Below are 14,371 nucleotides of genomic sequence, written 5' to 3' on the forward strand. Positions count from 1 at the left end.
CGATGCGGACACGTTCGGACAACTTACCGCAGACACAGCAGCACTTCGATATCCTGGTGGCACCCGGCTATGTGTTGTTGGAACTGGCCTCGCTGGTTGAAGTTCTGCGACTGGCCAACCGCGTGTGCCCAACGCCTCCGTTCTCCTATGCCTACCGGTCACTAAAAGGGGGCCCGATATCCAGCAGCAGTGAAGCGATGGTTCAGACCGATCCCGTTCCGGCGCAGCCCAAGGCGGATTACCTGTTCGTGATCGGCAATTCTGACCCGGATCACCCTGACCTTTCACTGGGGCGTGTCGTGTCGAGTTATACGTTCCGCGGGGCCAAGGTGTTCCTTCTGGCCGAGGCCGCCAGCCGTTATATCAACGAACACGGCACGGGTGACATGGCGACCCATTGGGAGAACGCCTCGTTCCTGCGTGAGCGCGGCGCCCGGTTCGAGGCCAAGCTGTCCATTGCCACCGAACAGGGCGCGGTGGTGACCTGTGCCGGGATGGAGGCGACAACAGATGTGGCGCTGGCGGTGATCGGTCGCCATATCTCGGGACCTGCCAAGATGACGGTTGCCGATATCATGCTGCATGAAAACATCCGTGATTTTTCATCAATGCAGCCGTTTTCCGGGGCGAAACTGACCGCGACGGGCGACGCCAGACTGGATCAGTGCATCAAGCTGATGCAGGCCAACATTGAAGACCCGATGCCAATCCATCAGATCGTCGAGTCGCTGCACCTGTCGAACCGGTCGCTAGAGCGGAAGTTCAAAACCTTTTTCGGTACCACGCCCAATGGATTCTATCGTGAAATGCGACTGGCCAAGGCCAATAACCTGCTGCTGAACACCACAATGAGCGTTCGTGAAATCGGGCTTGCCTGCGGCTTTCCCAACGGTTTTTCCTCGGTCTACAAAAGCTTCTTCGGGGTTACGCCCTTTGTTGTAAGGCGGGAAAAACGGGCCGCGATACAACGGTGAAAATCGCCAATACAGTGACGGTTTTGGCGCATTTATCGTCGATCTTCCGTGGCATTTTGGCGCAAACCTGACACATCGGAGATTCTCAGGATGGTTGATCTTCCCAGCAAGGCCAAAGTGGTCATCATCGGCGGCGGCGTCATCGGATGCTCGGTCGCATATCATTTGACCAAGAAAGGCTGGAATGACGTTGTGCTGCTGGAGCGCAAGCAACTGACCAGCGGCACCACATGGCATGCCGCCGGTCTGATCGCGCAGCTGCGCGCCACGGCGAACATGACCAAGTTGGCGAAATACAGTCAGGAGCTTTACGGCTCGCTTGAGGAAGAGACCGGTGTGGCCACCGGTTTCAAACGCTGCGGGTCGATCACCGTGGCGTTGACCGAAGAGCGCAAGGAAGAAATCTATCGCCAGGCCGCCATGGCTCGCGCTTTTGGGGTGGAAGTCGAAGAGATTTCCAACGAACGCGTTCAGGAACTGTATCCGCATATCAACCTCGAAGGTGTGACGGGCGCGGTTTACCTGCCGCTGGACGGGCAGGGCGATCCGGCGAACATTGCGCTGGCTTTGGCCAAGGGCGCACGCCAACGCGGTGCGGTTGTCAAAGAGCGGGTGAAGGTTGCCGATATCGTCAAGCAGGGCCGCAAGGTGACCGGTGTCGATTGGGTTGCGGATGACGGCAGTGCCTCGGGTCATATCGAATGTGACATGGTGGTGAACTGTGCGGGAATGTGGGGGCATGAGGTCGGTCGCATGGCGGGCGTCAATGTCCCGCTGCACGCGTGCGAACACTTCTATATCGTCACCGAGAGTATTGACGGGTTGACCCAGTTGCCGGTGCTGCGGGTGCCGGATGAATGCGCCTATTACAAGGAAGACGCAGGAAAAATCCTGCTAGGGGCCTTTGAGCCCAACGCCAAGCCTTGGGCGATGAACGGCATCCCTGACACGTTCGAGTTTGACCAGCTGCCTGAAGATTTTGATCACTTCGAACCGATCCTCGAAGCTGCCTGTGAACGGATGCCGATGTTGGCCGAGGCCGGTATCCATACCTTCTTTAACGGACCGGAGTCTTTCACGCCCGATGATGCATACCATCTGGGCCTCGCGCCCGAGATGGACAATGTCTGGGTTGCCGCGGGGTTCAACTCGATCGGTATCCAGTCCGCCGGTGGCGCGGGTATGGCGCTGGCTGAATGGATGGATACGGGCGAGAAGCCGTTTGATCTGGGCGATGTGGACATCAGCCGGATGCAACCTTTCCAGGGCAATAAGCAGTATCTGTTTGAACGCTCTAAGGAAACGCTGGGCCTGCTTTATGCCGACCACTATCCCTATCGCCAGAAAGCCTCCGCGCGGGGTGTGCGGCGGACCCCGTTCCACCATCATCTGCTGGAACAGGGCGCCGTGATGGGCGAATTGGCTGGTTGGGAGCGCGCCAACTGGTTTGCCAATGAAGGGCAAGAGCGAGAATACCACTACAGCTGGAAGCGCCAAAACTGGTTCGAGAACTCGGCCACCGAACACCACGCCGTGCGTGAGAATGTGGGCATGTACGATATGTCCTCGTTCGGTAAAATCCGCGTCGAAGGACCGGATGCTGAGAAGTTCATGAACTATGTCGGCGGTGGCGACTATTCAGTGCCGAATGGCAAGATCGTCTATACTCAGTTTCTGAACCGCACCGGCGGGATTGAGGCGGACGTGACCGTCACCCGCCTGACGGAAACTTCCTATCTTGTGGTCACTCCGGCGGCGACCCGTCTGGCGGACCAGACCTGGATGATGCGTCACGCAGGCAACTTCAACGTGGTCATCACCGATGTCACCGCGGGCGAGGGCGTTCTGGCCGTTATGGGCCCGAATGCGCGCGCGCTGCTTGAAAAGGTCTCGCCAAGCGACTTCTCGAACGCAATCAACCCGTTTGGCACCGCGCAAGAGATTGAGATCGGGATGGGTCTGGCCCGCGCGCATCGCGTGACCTATGTGGGTGAGCTTGGTTGGGAAATCTATGTTTCATCCGACATGGCAGGGCACGTGTTTGAAACCATGCATGAGGCCGGGCAGGACATGGGTCTGAAACTGTGTGGCATGCATATGATGGACAGCTGCCGGATCGAGAAGGGCTTCCGCCATTTCGGCCATGACATCACCTGTGAGGATCACGTGGTCGATGCGGGCCTGGGCTTTGCCGTGAAGGTCGACAAGGGCAGCGACTTTATCGGCCGCGAGGCGGTGATTGCGCGCAAGGAAAACGGGCCCAAAAATCGCCTGGTGCAGTTCAAACTGACCGACGCCGAACCGCTGCTGTTCCACAACGAACCGATTATCCGGGATGGCGAATATGTGGGTTATCTGAGTTCGGGGAACTATGGCCACACGTTGGGTGGTGCCATCGGTCTGGGCTATGTCCCGTGTGAGGGTGAGAAGGCAGCAGATGTGCTGGCCTCGACTTATGAGATCGACGTGTGCGGCGTGAAGGTCCAGGCAGAGGCTTCGCTGAAGCCGATGTATGACCCGAAATCCGAGCGCGTTAAGGTGTAATCAAATTGTCGGGGCGCTGTGGCGCCCCGCTCGATTTTGGTGCCTGCCTGTATTGGCACGACGTATCAGATTTCCTGATGACCCTCTTCACAGTTTTCGCGGTTTCCAAGCTAGTCTGATTTGCCGTAGAGAAATACGGTATCAGTCGGAGACCCGCCGTGGCAGACGCCCCCCTACCATCGAACAATGCAGACACACCCAAAGGGCTTGCGCTGGCTGTGACGGCCTATGTCCTGTGGGGATTTTTGCCCCTGTATATGAAGGCACTGTCGCACGTTGGCCCGGTTGAGATTGTTGCGCATCGCGTCATCTGGTCGGTGCCTGTGGCCGGGTTGTTGCTTGTGGCGCTGGGGCGTACGCGGGATCTGAAGGCGGCGCTGGTAAACCCAAAGATGTTAGGGATGGCTTGCCTGACGGCAGCGCTGATCTCGGTGAATTGGGCAATCTATGTCTGGTCGATTGCCAATGACCGGGCTTTGGATGCAGCGCTGGGATATTACATCAACCCGTTGTTCAGCATTGCGCTGGGCGCGGTTCTGCTGCGCGAGCCGTTGACGAAAACGCAGCTGATGGCAGTGGCGATTGCGGCCCTTGGAGTGCTGGCTTTGATCATCGAGGCTGGTAGCCTGCCGTGGCCAGCACTGGGGTTGATGGTAACGTGGGGATTTTATGCCTTTTTCAAGCGGTCACTGCCCATTGGCCCCAACCAAGGCTTTTTGCTTGAGGTCCTGATCCTGCTGATCCCGGCGTTGATGTACGTCACGTGGTTGGGTGTGAAAGGTACTGGCAATTTTGGGGTGGGTGCATCGGACACCTTGCTGCTGGCTGCGGCAGGGGTGGTGACGGCGGTGCCCCTGCTGGTTTATGCCAATGGGGCCAAGCTGGTACGGTTGTCGACCATGGGTATTCTGCAATACATCGCTCCGACCATGATTTTCATCACCGCCATTACCGTGTTTGGTGAACAGATTGACCGAGGACGCCTGATTGCATTTCCTCTGATCTGGACGGCTCTGGTGGTGTATTCGATTCCGATGATCCGGCAGATGCGGGCTCAGGCTTGACGTAGAAGACGGGCCGCCTCTTCGGCCCAGATCGCATAGGTTTTTGGACTTGGGTGATATCCGTCCAGCGCGACCAGTGCCGGATCGTCGGCCAGATCCATCGCCAGATACCGCGCCTGCGCGAAGCTGGCCGCAACATGCCGTAGGCCCTGATCCAACCGTCTTGCCTGATGGCCTAAGACCCAGGCCAGCGGCTGCGGCAGGGCCGGGAACCGGTTCATCTGCGGTACCGCTGTGACGGCCAATCGTTTTACGCCCAGAGGGCCGGTCAAATGCTTCAACAATTGGGTCTGGCGGTCCACGAAGCGCTTGTACGTCACGCCGCGCGTCACGTCATTTACACCGAGCGCTGTCACTGCCATGTCGAACTGGCCGCTCAGGCCGCGCAATCGGTCAATCGTATCCAGAGTTGTGTGTCCAGTGGTGGCCTCAAGCCGCCATTCGACCGTGTAGTGACTGGCCAGTCGGGACACGAGATGCCCGGACAGCGCTTGCGCCTGTGTCCCCGCACCGACCCCGGCGGCCGAGCTGTCGCCCGTGATAAGCAACCGCAACCGGGGTCCACGCCCTTCGCGCCCTTCGCGCGGGCCAATTGGTTCCGGCAGCAATTGGGCGTTGCGGCGCACCGACAGGCCCTGCATCGCCAGAACCGGCAGTAAGGGCACGCGCAACAGCTGATCCGGGGCAAAAGGCATGGTCAGTTGAGCGCGTCCTTGAATTCTAGGAACCGCGCATCGGTCATAATCCGCGCCATCATCGCCTCGCGCAGGGCACCGATGGTTTTGTGGGGGCGCATGACGACCTCGAATTCCTGGATCAGCCCATCATCGTTCAGGGTGATCAGATCGACACCCACCGCATCCAGGTCACCGACCTTACACTGAAACTCCAACGCCCAGTCCTTGCCCGCACCCATCACACGGCGATAGCGGAAGTCCGAGAACACTTGCCCCACGTGTCCCAGTACCGCCGCCACCGGTGCGCGCCCTGTCCAGGTGCTGTAATAGGTGGGCGGTGAAAACCGCACATCCTCGGCCAACAACTCGTGGATCAGGCTTTCATCGCCCTTGGCCACCACTTCTTGCATGTGTTTGATCGTGGGGTGCATGGTCTCTCCTTCCGTATTGGAGCGAGAGTTGCTGAACCGTTCCGTTCAGGCAAGCGCGACGTTGCGGGAGGTCGCGCGCTGCGATAGGCAGGCGCGCATGAGCGAGACCTATGATCCCCCGATGACCCCCTTGGACGTGTTGCACGAGGATGCGCAGCTAATTGTGGTGAACAAGCCATCGGGCTTATTGTCCGTGCCGGGGCGGGGCGAGCATCTGGCCGATTGCTTGCTGACGCGGGTTCAGGCGACGTTTCCGCAAGCACTGTTGGTGCATCGGCTGGATCGGGACACTTCCGGCGTCATGGTCTTTGCTCAGACACCCCACGCCCAGCGGCATCTGAGCATGCAGTTCGAAAATCGTCAGACCCGCAAGACCTATGTGGCGCGCGTCTGGGGGCGGGTCGAGGACAAGACTGGAACCGTCGATCTGCCGCTGATCGTGGACTGGCCCAACCGCCCGCTTCAGATGGTGTGTCATGAGACCGGCAAAGCGGCCGTCACCGACTGGCGCGTGGTCAAGCATGAAGGCGAAACAACCCGCATGCGGCTGTTTCCAAAGACCGGCCGGTCGCACCAACTTCGGGTACATATGCAGGCGCTGGGTCACCCGATCCTGGGTGACCCGTTCTATGCCGAAGGTGCGGCGCGGCAATTCCCGCGCCTGATGCTGCATTCCGAAGAGCTACGCCTGAAAAGCCCCGAAGGCGGGGTTGCAATGAAGTTTCGCGCCAAGGCGGGTTTCTGATCCTAAGCCGTGCTGGTCCAGAACAGTTTCAGATTGCCCAGTGAAAACCGCTTCGCTCGTTTCTTAGGGGCGCAAGGTCGGCGAGCGGCCATGATTTCGCGTTCGATTTCAAAGGCACGCAGGGTGTGATCCTGCGCCCAGCGGTCCAATTTCAGGGTCATCATCACGTGATTGTCGCGGCTTGGCATGGGAATTCTCCTTTCAACTGATCCCAAGTCTGGCCCATCACTCCTGACACCACCCTGTCAGGGGGGTGTGCTAGTGTGTCAGCAGATCAATCGGAGACCCCCATGCGCCGTTCGACACGCCTGTTTGAAATCATCCAGATTTTGCGTTCAGCCGAAACGCCGGTGACGGCCGAGATGTTGGCAGAAAAGCTGGAGGTGTCCGCGCGCACCGTCTATCGCGACATTGCGGCCCTTCAGGCGCAACGCACCCCGATCGAGGGAGAGGCTGGTGTCGGCTATCTGATGCGACGCGGCTATGACCTGCCACCGCTGAATTTCGATGCCGAAGAGGTCGAGGCCTTGTGGGTCGGCCTGTCGATGCTGGCACGGACTGGGGATAGCACGCTGCAGCAGGCCGCCGACCGTGTGTGCCGCAAGATCGAGGCGTTGCGCGTGCCGACAGACTGGTTGCAGGTTGCCCCATGGGGCGCGCCGATGGACGATCCTGAAAAGGGTTGCGTACCGGTTGTGAACTATCGCGAGGCCATACGGAACGAGCGCAAAATCCGCATCACCTATGTCAACGCCAACGAAGATCGGACCGAACGGATCGTCCGGCCCGTTGCGCTGATCTATCATATCGAATGCACCATGCTGGCCGCGTGGTGCGAGTTGCGGAACGGGTTCCGCCATTTCCGTACCGACCGTATCTGGGCCTGCGAGTTGATTGACGATCACTTTTGCGGGCAGGGTGAGCCGTTGCGCGCGATCTGGCAGGAACAGAATCACTGGGATGTCCCCACAGGTACGTCGTAATTGGCAGGTATTTGCCGATTTCACTTGATTGTTGCTTGAGCCCACCTGCGGGCAACGCGATATACTGCGCCAAACAATACGCGCCCGAAGAACGGGCGCCGGAGCAGAAGGTGATATCATGACGATTTCCAAATTTGTTTTGTCTGCCGGGCTATCCTCGGCTCTGGTCTTGGCGGCCTGTACGGACCCTGGCACGCTGAACCTGCCATCCGACCCCAATCAGAACACCAGACAGGGTGCGATTCTGGGCGGTCTGGTCGGGGCCGGAGTTGGCGCCATTGCAAACGACTCGGATCCGCTGTTGGGCGCGCTGGCAGGTGGTGCCATCGGTGCTGCAGGTGGTGGTCTGGTCGGCAACCAACTGGACAAGCAGGCGGCGGAACTGCGTCAGCAGCTGGCCAATCAGGGCATCACCGTCACCAATGCCGGAGATCGCCTGATCGTCACCGTGCCGAATGATATCAGCTTTGACACTGACAGCGCGACCGTGCGCCCGGCGCTGCGCGCCGATCTGGTGCGGGTAGGGCAGAACCTGACGCGGTATCCGAACTCGAACATTCAGGTCATCGGCCATACCGACAGCGATGGCGAGGCGTCCTATAATCAGGCCCTGTCCGAACGCCGTGCACGGTCCGTGGCAGATATTCTGCAGGCCAATGGGGTGAGCAGCGCCCGTCTCACGACTATCGGGCTGGGGGAAAACCGCCCCGCTGCGTCGAACCTGACGCCCGAAGGCAAGGCCCGCAACCGCCGGGTTGATATGGAGATTGTCCCCAGCGGCCAAACCTGACGAAACGGGGCACCTGCGGGTGCCCCTTTTTCGCACATTGACTGCGCGTCACATGGGCTTTGGTGCGCGCGTGCTTTGGGCTAGCTATTGGGAAACCCAAACCGGAGTTCCCCAATGTCCGCACCAATCCTTCTGAGCCTGTCCGGTTCGCTGCGTCAAAGCGCCACCAACCGCAAACTTCTGCGCGAGGCGGCGCGGCTGTTCGACCCCGGCACCCATATCGAAGCCGACCTGAACCTGCCGCTCTATGATGGCGATCTAGAGGATGGTGAAGGCATTCCCACGCCTGTTCAAACTCTGGCCGATCAGATCGCGCAGGCGCATGCGGTGATCATTTCCACACCCGAATACAACAAAGGCCCGTCAGGCGTGCTGAAAAACGCGCTGGACTGGGTCAGCCGAACCGAGGGCCGCCCCTGGGCTGACAAGCCGGTCGCCGTGATGTCTGCGGCGGCGGGTCGTGCCGGGGGTGAGCGCGCGCAGATGGTGTTGCGTGGCTATATGGTGCCGTTCCAGCCGCGCATCCTGCAAGGGCCGGAGATTCATCTGGCCAACAGTTCAAACGAGTTTGATGAGAATGGAAAACTGACCAGCGACCGCTATGAAAGCAGCTTGCGGACCCTGATGGAGAAGCTGCGGGCCGAGGCGGGGTTCTAACGCTTGTTCACACAGGTCGGGCTGCCTAATCTACGGCCATGGCAGAGGAAATTCAGACCGATTTGATCGACCCGACCCGCGCCGCAGCATTTCAGGTGGCGCTGGGGCAGGAGGGGACGGTGACCGACGGAACGCCGCTGCCACCGTTTTTTCATCAGCTCTATTTCTGGTCGCCTCGCCCGCCGTCCGAATTGGGTCGTGATGGTCACCCCAAGGTTGGCGGGCTGATCCCCGACATGGGGTTGCCGCGCCGGATGTGGGCTGGGGGACGCTTGGAATTCAATGCGCCCTTAATCGCAGGCCGTAGCGCAAAGCGTCGGTCGACCTGCGATAGTTCAGCTTCGAAAAACGGGCGCAGCGGGCCGCTGGGATTTGTGACTTTACGGCATGAAATCTGGCAGGGGGATACCCATTGTCTGACCGAATGGCAGGATCTGGTGTACCGTCAGGACCCTTCGCCAGATCAGGTCAAGCCCGCCCCACCCACGGCGCGCACCGATGAAACCGACCGGAACGAGGTCACGTTCGATTCCACCTTGCTGTTTCGCTATTCGGCGCTGACCTTCAATGGCCACCGTATCCATTACGATCTGAATTATGCCCGCGATGTCGAAGGTTATGCCGGACTGGTCGTGCATGGCCCGCTGCTGGCGCAGCTGCTGATGTTGTTTGCCGAAGAATTGATGGGGCCTTTGGCGCGGTTCTCATTCCGCGCAACCGCGCCGTTGATCCATTTTGAAACCGCGACCTTGTGCCGGGAAGGGCAAACCCTGTGGGTGAGCGGCCCCGATGGGCGGCAATGTATGATCGCCGAAGTTGTTGCCCGGTCAGAGTGAGGCTTCGGGCCGGAAATCGTCGGGGATGTTATCGCGTCCGTCCAGAACCAGATCGGCCATGGCCTCGGCCACTTTGGGTGCCATGCCAAAGCCGATCTTGAAGCCTCCATTGGCGATGAACTGCCCCTGATGTAGCGGGTGTTCCCCCAGCATCGGTGCACGACTTTTGCTGCGGGGGCGCACTCCGGCCCAGCGGTCGATGACCTCTGCCCCATGCAATACAGGCACCGCGCGGGTGGCGCGGTCCAGCACATCATCCAGCGCGGCATCCGTACTGGCCGGGTCATCATATTCGCGTTCCGAGGTCGAGCCGATCGCCAGTGTGCCATCCGCATGGGGGACGATATGGATCGCATCCGCAAACAGCTGTGGCACTTCCCCAGCATCGAACCGCAACAGCGCAGCCTGTCCCTTGACGCCATTGCCGACAATCTTGCCGAAGGCTTGGCTAAGTTCCAGTAATCCGGCCAGACCAGTGGCATGGACAACCTGCCCCTTGTTCGGCGCGTCTGTCACCACCTCGACACCCATCACCGCAAGCGCAGAAACCAGCGCAGCGCAGGCGCGGCGGGGGTGCATCCGGGCACTTAGCGTATCGTGGATCACGAAACCGGTTGGGCTGGGTGGGCACCATGACCCAAGCGTGTCAGTCGCAACAACACGCCATTCGGCGTGACCCTGCCACAGCTTGTCCGCCGTAACCGCGCGGGCATGGGCAAGCTCCAATGTGCGGGCGTCAGTGACGGGCTGCAACCGGCCCAGACGCGCATACCCGGCGGAAACCCCGCCGGTGGCTTCGACCTGTTTCCAGAAGGGTTCGGCCAGGATCAGGCTGTCGAATTGAAAAGCCTTCTTGGCGTTCCAGTTTTCGGGCACATGCGGGGCCAACGCGCCGACCAGACCACCGCTGGAGCCTGATCCGGGACCGAACGGATCGACAACCTGCACCTTGGCGCCGCGCCGGGCGCAGGTCCAGGCAATGGACAGGCCAAAGATGCCCGCGCCACGCACCGTTACATCGACCATTGCCATTCCCCTTATCCTTGTTCAGTGTCGCGCCGCTTAGCTACAGGATTCCCCGATGGCAGACCAGCGCGCCGAACTGACATGGACCGAGGATCAGATCCCGGTCTCGGACCGTTTCGACGATCCTTATTATTCGTTGCAGAACGGGTTGGAGGAAACGCGGCATGTCTTTCTGGCGGGTAATGATCTGCCCGCGCGATTTGCGCCGGGGTTTCGTATCGCCGAGCTGGGTTTTGGCACGGGTCTAAACATGCTGACTGTGTGGTCGGAATGGGAGAAATCTGGCCAAACCACGCCCCTGACCTTCACCAGTTTCGAAGCCTTTCCGATGACGCCCGAGGACATGTCCCGCGCAATGGCATCGTTCCCCGAATTGACACCGTGGAGCGACCGTTTTCTGGCGCAGTGGCAGAGTGGCGGGTGCGATCTGGGGACCCTGCGCCTTGAAGTGATCGAGGGCGACGCTCGTCAGACATTGCCTGACTGGGCTGGTCGGGCAGATGCATGGTTTCTGGACGGGTTTTCCCCGGCAAAGAACCCTGAATTGTGGGGGGCTGATCTGATGCAGCAGGTGGCGGATCATACGGCAGCCGAGGGCACGGCAGCCACCTACACTGCCGCCGGATTTGTGCGGCGCGGGCTGGAAGAGGCGGGCTTTACCGTCGCCCGAACCCCCGGCTATGGCCGCAAGCGCCATATGACCCGGGCGCGCAAGCCATGACGCAGCAGAATAACGTGCGGGCCGGAATTGGCCTGATGATCGCGGCCACCATCGTGTTTGCCTTGCAGGACGGTATCTCGCGCCATCTGGCCGGGACCTACAACACCTACATGGTTGTGATGATCCGCTACTGGTTCTTCGCCGCGTTTGTCATTGCGCTGGCAGCGCGCGCGCCGGGCGGGTTACGGGCCGCAGCGCAGACGAGCCAGTTTGGGCTACAGGTGTTTCGTGGCGTCTTGCTGGCGGCAGAAATTTGCGTGGCAGTGTTTGCGTTCACCGTTCTTGGCCTGATCGACACAATGGCTGTTTTTATCTGCTATCCATTGCTGGTCGCAGCCTTAAGCGGACCGGTGCTTGGTGAGAAAGTAGGTTGGAGACGCTGGTCCGCTATTGGTGTCGGTTGCATCGGAGTGCTGATTATCCTGCAACCCGGGGTCGGGGTGTTCAACCCGTGGGCCATCGTTCCGCTCATATCCGCGCTGATGTTTGCACTCTATGGTCTACTGACCCGGTTCGCTGCCCGTAAGGACAACGCGGCCACCAGCTTTTTCTGGACCGGAATTGCGGGTGCTGTTGCGATGACTTCGGTGGGAATGTGGTTCTGGGAGCCGATGGCCCGCCCGGACTGGGTCTGGATGGCGGTGTTGTGTGTCAGCGGCGTGTTAGGCCACTGGTTGCTGATCAAATGCTATGAGATGGCCGAGGCCAGCGCGGTGCAGCCCTTTGCCTATTTCCACCTGGTCTGGGGTACGATTTTGGGCATCACGGTCTTTGGCGAGGCGCTGCGGCCAGAGGTCGTTCTGGGCGCAGCTTTGGTCGTGGCGGCGGGTCTGTTCACCCTATGGCGCGAACGCCGCCAAGGTTGAGCCAACCAATTCCTGCGAGAAGGGAATCGGCAGAGCGGGCTGACCCAGGCGCGCACGATAGACTGGCAGGCTTTCGGCCACACGCATCACGTAGTTGCGCGTCTCGCTGAACGGGATCGTCTCGATCCAATCGACCACGTCAATCTCACCGGCGCGGGGATCGCCATATCGATCCATCCACGATATCGGACGGCGCGGCCCGGCATTATAGCCTGCGGCCATCATCACCACATTGCCGTTGAAATCCTCTGCCAGCCCGGACAGGTAATTGGCGCCCAGCTTGGCGTTGTATTGCCAGTCCGAGGTCAGCTTGATTGTCTTGTGACCGCTGAGAATTCCCAGCTCCTTAGCTACCAGTTGCGCCGTGGCCGGCATCACCTGCATCAGCCCGCGCGCGCCCGCGCCGCTGATCACCACCGGGTCGAACTCGCTTTCGCGGCGGGCGATGGCCAAGGTCATCTCTTTCGCCATGGGCAAGCCCATATCGGCCACCGGATGCACCGGGTAATAGGCGGCGGGCAGAACAACACCTGTTTTCGCCGCCCGTTTGGCGATCATCACCGCCAGATGCGGCTCCTTGAGTTCGATCACCAGATCGCCCAATTGCGTCGCCTGCACCTGATCCAGTTCTTCTACCAGATGGGTTAGGAAGCGTTCGGACAGGTTGTCTTCGCCCGCACGCAACAGCAGCAGCCCGGCTTCCAACACGCTGGAGTCGGCAAACTCGGCCTGTTTCCAATGCGGCGCGCGGCGAGGGTTGGCCAATTCGCTGTCAAACGGTCGTCCAATGCGTTCAGCCGCCAACAGGCCATAGAACGACGTCTGGTAATCCGCGCCCATCGCATAAGCTTCATAGGCTTTGTCGGCATCGCCTTGCGCGCTATAGGCCCGACCTAGCCAGTATCCGCCGCGCCCTTTTGAGATCGGAGACTGCACCGCGCCTGAAAAGTTCTGGAAATGCCGCACGGCCGTGGCCGGATCGTTCAGCTTGCGCAGGGCCAAGAACCCCGCCAGCCATTCCAGATCGGCATAGGCATAACCCATTTCCGGCGTCATGTGATGGTTAGCGGCGATCTGATAGGCGCGATTCACGTCGCCATTGCGCATCTCAAGCCGGGCCAGACGGCGGCGGCCCTCGGCCCATTTGTCAGGTTCACCCAGCGCCTCAGGCCCGGTCGAGCGTGCCAACATCAGTTCAATTGCGCTGTCGTCCAACTCTTTCCGGTCGCGCCAGACAAAACGGTCAAAGGCCAATCCAGGCGCGTCGGCCAGGGATTTTGGAACGGCTGCAACCTTGCCATCGACGCCGGGCAGGCGTTTTTGCAGGGCAATCCGCGCTTCGGCCAGCTTGCGCTGATCGGCACTGACCAAGGGCAGCATCTGCCCCGCGCTGACCAAGTGGTTGTCCCACAGCATCCGGTCCAGCCGCGCCGCGTGGTGGGGTTTCAGCAGTTTGCTGAAATTCTCAAGGTAATTCTTCTGCAGACCCTTACCCATCGGCATGGTGCGCCATGCAGCTACAATGTCAGCCTCGGCATCACCTTCGCGCCCCTTGGCCATCAAGGCGACAGCATAGTTCAGCGCCCCTTCGGCGGTTTGCGGCAGTACGTCGGCGTAGAATTTCAAGATCCGATCGGGATCAGCCCCGGTAAAGACCGGCTCGCTTTTGCGCCGCAGCCAGGCCAGACCCGGCCAATCCGGTCGGCGTTCCAGAAACACCAGCACATCGCCAGAGCTGCCATAGCCTTCGCGCAGCCAGTGCCAGACAATGATATCGCGGCTGACCGACCCCCGATTGCCCGAAACCCGCAGGGCGGCATTCCAGTCGCCCTTACGCATTTCGTTCATCCCGGCCCGCAGATCACCGACCGAGTCGGCCTGCGCTTGCCCCATTGACCCAAGAATCATTGCTATCAAAAGCGCTAGAACGCGTGTCATGCCTTGCATTTCCCAACCAACCAAGGATAGAGCCATTCAGGATAAACCTTGTGCCGACGGTATCAACTCACATCGCCATGATTGTGACGATCCTTGGGCACAAAAAACACAAACTGCAC

At 60.2% G+C, this 14,371-nt stretch carries 15 protein-coding genes; 10 read left to right on the plus strand and 5 right to left on the minus strand.

What is annotated here, in order from left to right; all coding sequences use genetic code 11:
• The first annotated feature begins 2 nt into the window (after nucleotides 1-2).
• The 3 genes from ACR0M2_RS10880 (at nucleotide 3) to rarD (ending at nucleotide 4,582) form a co-directional block, all read left to right on the plus strand.
• Entirely contained in the window at nucleotides 3-974 is a 972-nt protein-coding gene (locus ACR0M2_RS10880; protein ID WP_170351026.1) for a GlxA family transcriptional regulator, read from the plus strand.
• Nucleotides 975-1,064: 90 nt separating this feature from the next.
• Nucleotides 1,065-3,518 (plus strand): GcvT family protein, encoded by a 2,454-nt coding sequence (locus ACR0M2_RS10885; RefSeq protein ID WP_480705068.1) that lies wholly within the window; start codon nucleotides 1,065-1,067, stop codon nucleotides 3,516-3,518.
• Nucleotides 3,519-3,676: 158 nt separating this feature from the next.
• The gene (gene rarD / locus ACR0M2_RS10890) at nucleotides 3,677-4,582 is read left to right on the plus strand and encodes an EamA family transporter RarD (protein WP_480705070.1); all 906 of its coding nucleotides are present in this window, start codon (nucleotides 3,677-3,679) and stop codon (nucleotides 4,580-4,582) included.
• On the opposite strand, the gene ACR0M2_RS10895 is transcribed toward rarD, so the two are convergent.
• Complete coding sequence (locus ACR0M2_RS10895) at nucleotides 4,573-5,277, minus strand: SGNH/GDSL hydrolase family protein (RefSeq protein ID WP_480705072.1); 705 nt, start codon at nucleotides 5,275-5,277, stop codon at nucleotides 4,573-4,575. The two genes, rarD and ACR0M2_RS10895, sit on opposite strands and share 10 nt — an antisense overlap.
• Nucleotides 5,278-5,279: 2 nt before the next feature.
• The gene (locus tag ACR0M2_RS10900; protein WP_170362324.1) at nucleotides 5,280-5,690 is read right to left on the minus strand and encodes a nuclear transport factor 2 family protein; all 411 of its coding nucleotides are present in this window, start codon (nucleotides 5,688-5,690) and stop codon (nucleotides 5,280-5,282) included.
• A gap of 97 nt (nucleotides 5,691-5,787) precedes the next feature.
• Between ACR0M2_RS10900 and ACR0M2_RS10905 the strand changes: the two genes are divergently transcribed.
• Entirely contained in the window at nucleotides 5,788-6,435 is a 648-nt protein-coding gene (locus ACR0M2_RS10905; RefSeq protein WP_480705074.1) for an RluA family pseudouridine synthase, read from the plus strand.
• Between the two features lie 2 nt (nucleotides 6,436-6,437).
• Here the strand turns inward: ACR0M2_RS10905 and ACR0M2_RS10910 are convergent, their stop codons facing one another.
• Nucleotides 6,438-6,623, minus strand: a complete 186-nt coding sequence (locus tag ACR0M2_RS10910; RefSeq protein WP_058283078.1) for a hypothetical protein — start codon at nucleotides 6,621-6,623, stop codon at nucleotides 6,438-6,440.
• A 102-nt stretch (nucleotides 6,624-6,725) separates the two neighbouring features.
• Here ACR0M2_RS10910 and ACR0M2_RS10915 point away from each other — a divergent pair, with 102 nt between their 5' ends.
• The 4 genes from ACR0M2_RS10915 to ACR0M2_RS10930 all read left to right on the plus strand — a co-directional run bounded on the left by ACR0M2_RS10915 (nucleotide 6,726) and on the right by ACR0M2_RS10930 (nucleotide 9,701).
• Nucleotides 6,726-7,418, plus strand: coding sequence for a helix-turn-helix transcriptional regulator (locus ACR0M2_RS10915; RefSeq protein ID WP_170351019.1), 693 nt, complete (start codon nucleotides 6,726-6,728; stop codon nucleotides 7,416-7,418).
• Between the two features lie 118 nt (nucleotides 7,419-7,536).
• Nucleotides 7,537-8,208, plus strand: a complete 672-nt coding sequence (locus tag ACR0M2_RS10920; protein WP_480705076.1) for a YiaD family glycine zipper/OmpA-like lipoprotein — start codon at nucleotides 7,537-7,539, stop codon at nucleotides 8,206-8,208.
• A gap of 114 nt (nucleotides 8,209-8,322) precedes the next feature.
• Nucleotides 8,323-8,865 carry an NADPH-dependent FMN reductase gene (locus tag ACR0M2_RS10925; RefSeq protein WP_480705078.1) on the plus strand — a complete coding sequence of 181 codons (543 nt, stop codon included), beginning with the start codon at nucleotides 8,323-8,325 and terminating at the stop codon, nucleotides 8,863-8,865.
• A gap of 38 nt (nucleotides 8,866-8,903) precedes the next feature.
• The gene (locus ACR0M2_RS10930) at nucleotides 8,904-9,701 is read left to right on the plus strand and encodes an HTD2 family dehydratase (protein ID WP_480705080.1); all 798 of its coding nucleotides are present in this window, start codon (nucleotides 8,904-8,906) and stop codon (nucleotides 9,699-9,701) included.
• On the opposite strand, the gene ACR0M2_RS10935 is transcribed toward ACR0M2_RS10930, so the two are convergent.
• A complete protein-coding gene (locus tag ACR0M2_RS10935; RefSeq protein WP_170553077.1) occupies nucleotides 9,693-10,733 on the minus strand; it encodes an NAD(P)/FAD-dependent oxidoreductase in 1,041 nt (346 codons plus the stop codon). The genes ACR0M2_RS10930 and ACR0M2_RS10935 overlap by 9 nt on opposite strands.
• Nucleotides 10,734-10,782: 49 nt before the next feature.
• On the opposite strand from ACR0M2_RS10935, the gene mnmC2 reads away from it, so the two are divergent.
• Nucleotides 10,783-11,448: a tRNA (5-methylaminomethyl-2-thiouridine)(34)-methyltransferase MnmC2 gene (gene mnmC2, locus ACR0M2_RS10940; RefSeq protein WP_170351014.1), complete on the plus strand. Its 666-nt coding sequence runs from the start codon at nucleotides 10,783-10,785 to the stop codon at nucleotides 11,446-11,448.
• Complete coding sequence (locus ACR0M2_RS10945; RefSeq protein ID WP_480705082.1) at nucleotides 11,445-12,314, plus strand: DMT family transporter; 870 nt, start codon at nucleotides 11,445-11,447, stop codon at nucleotides 12,312-12,314. Before mnmC2 ends, ACR0M2_RS10945 begins: the two co-directional genes overlap by 4 nt.
• On the opposite strand, the gene ACR0M2_RS10950 is transcribed toward ACR0M2_RS10945, so the two are convergent.
• Nucleotides 12,288-14,252, minus strand: a complete 1,965-nt coding sequence (locus ACR0M2_RS10950) for a lytic transglycosylase domain-containing protein (protein WP_480705084.1) — start codon at nucleotides 14,250-14,252, stop codon at nucleotides 12,288-12,290. The genes ACR0M2_RS10945 and ACR0M2_RS10950 overlap by 27 nt on opposite strands.
• Nucleotides 14,253-14,371: the final 119 nt, after the last annotated feature.

This window comes from Ruegeria sp. BE10, assembly GCF_056538905.1.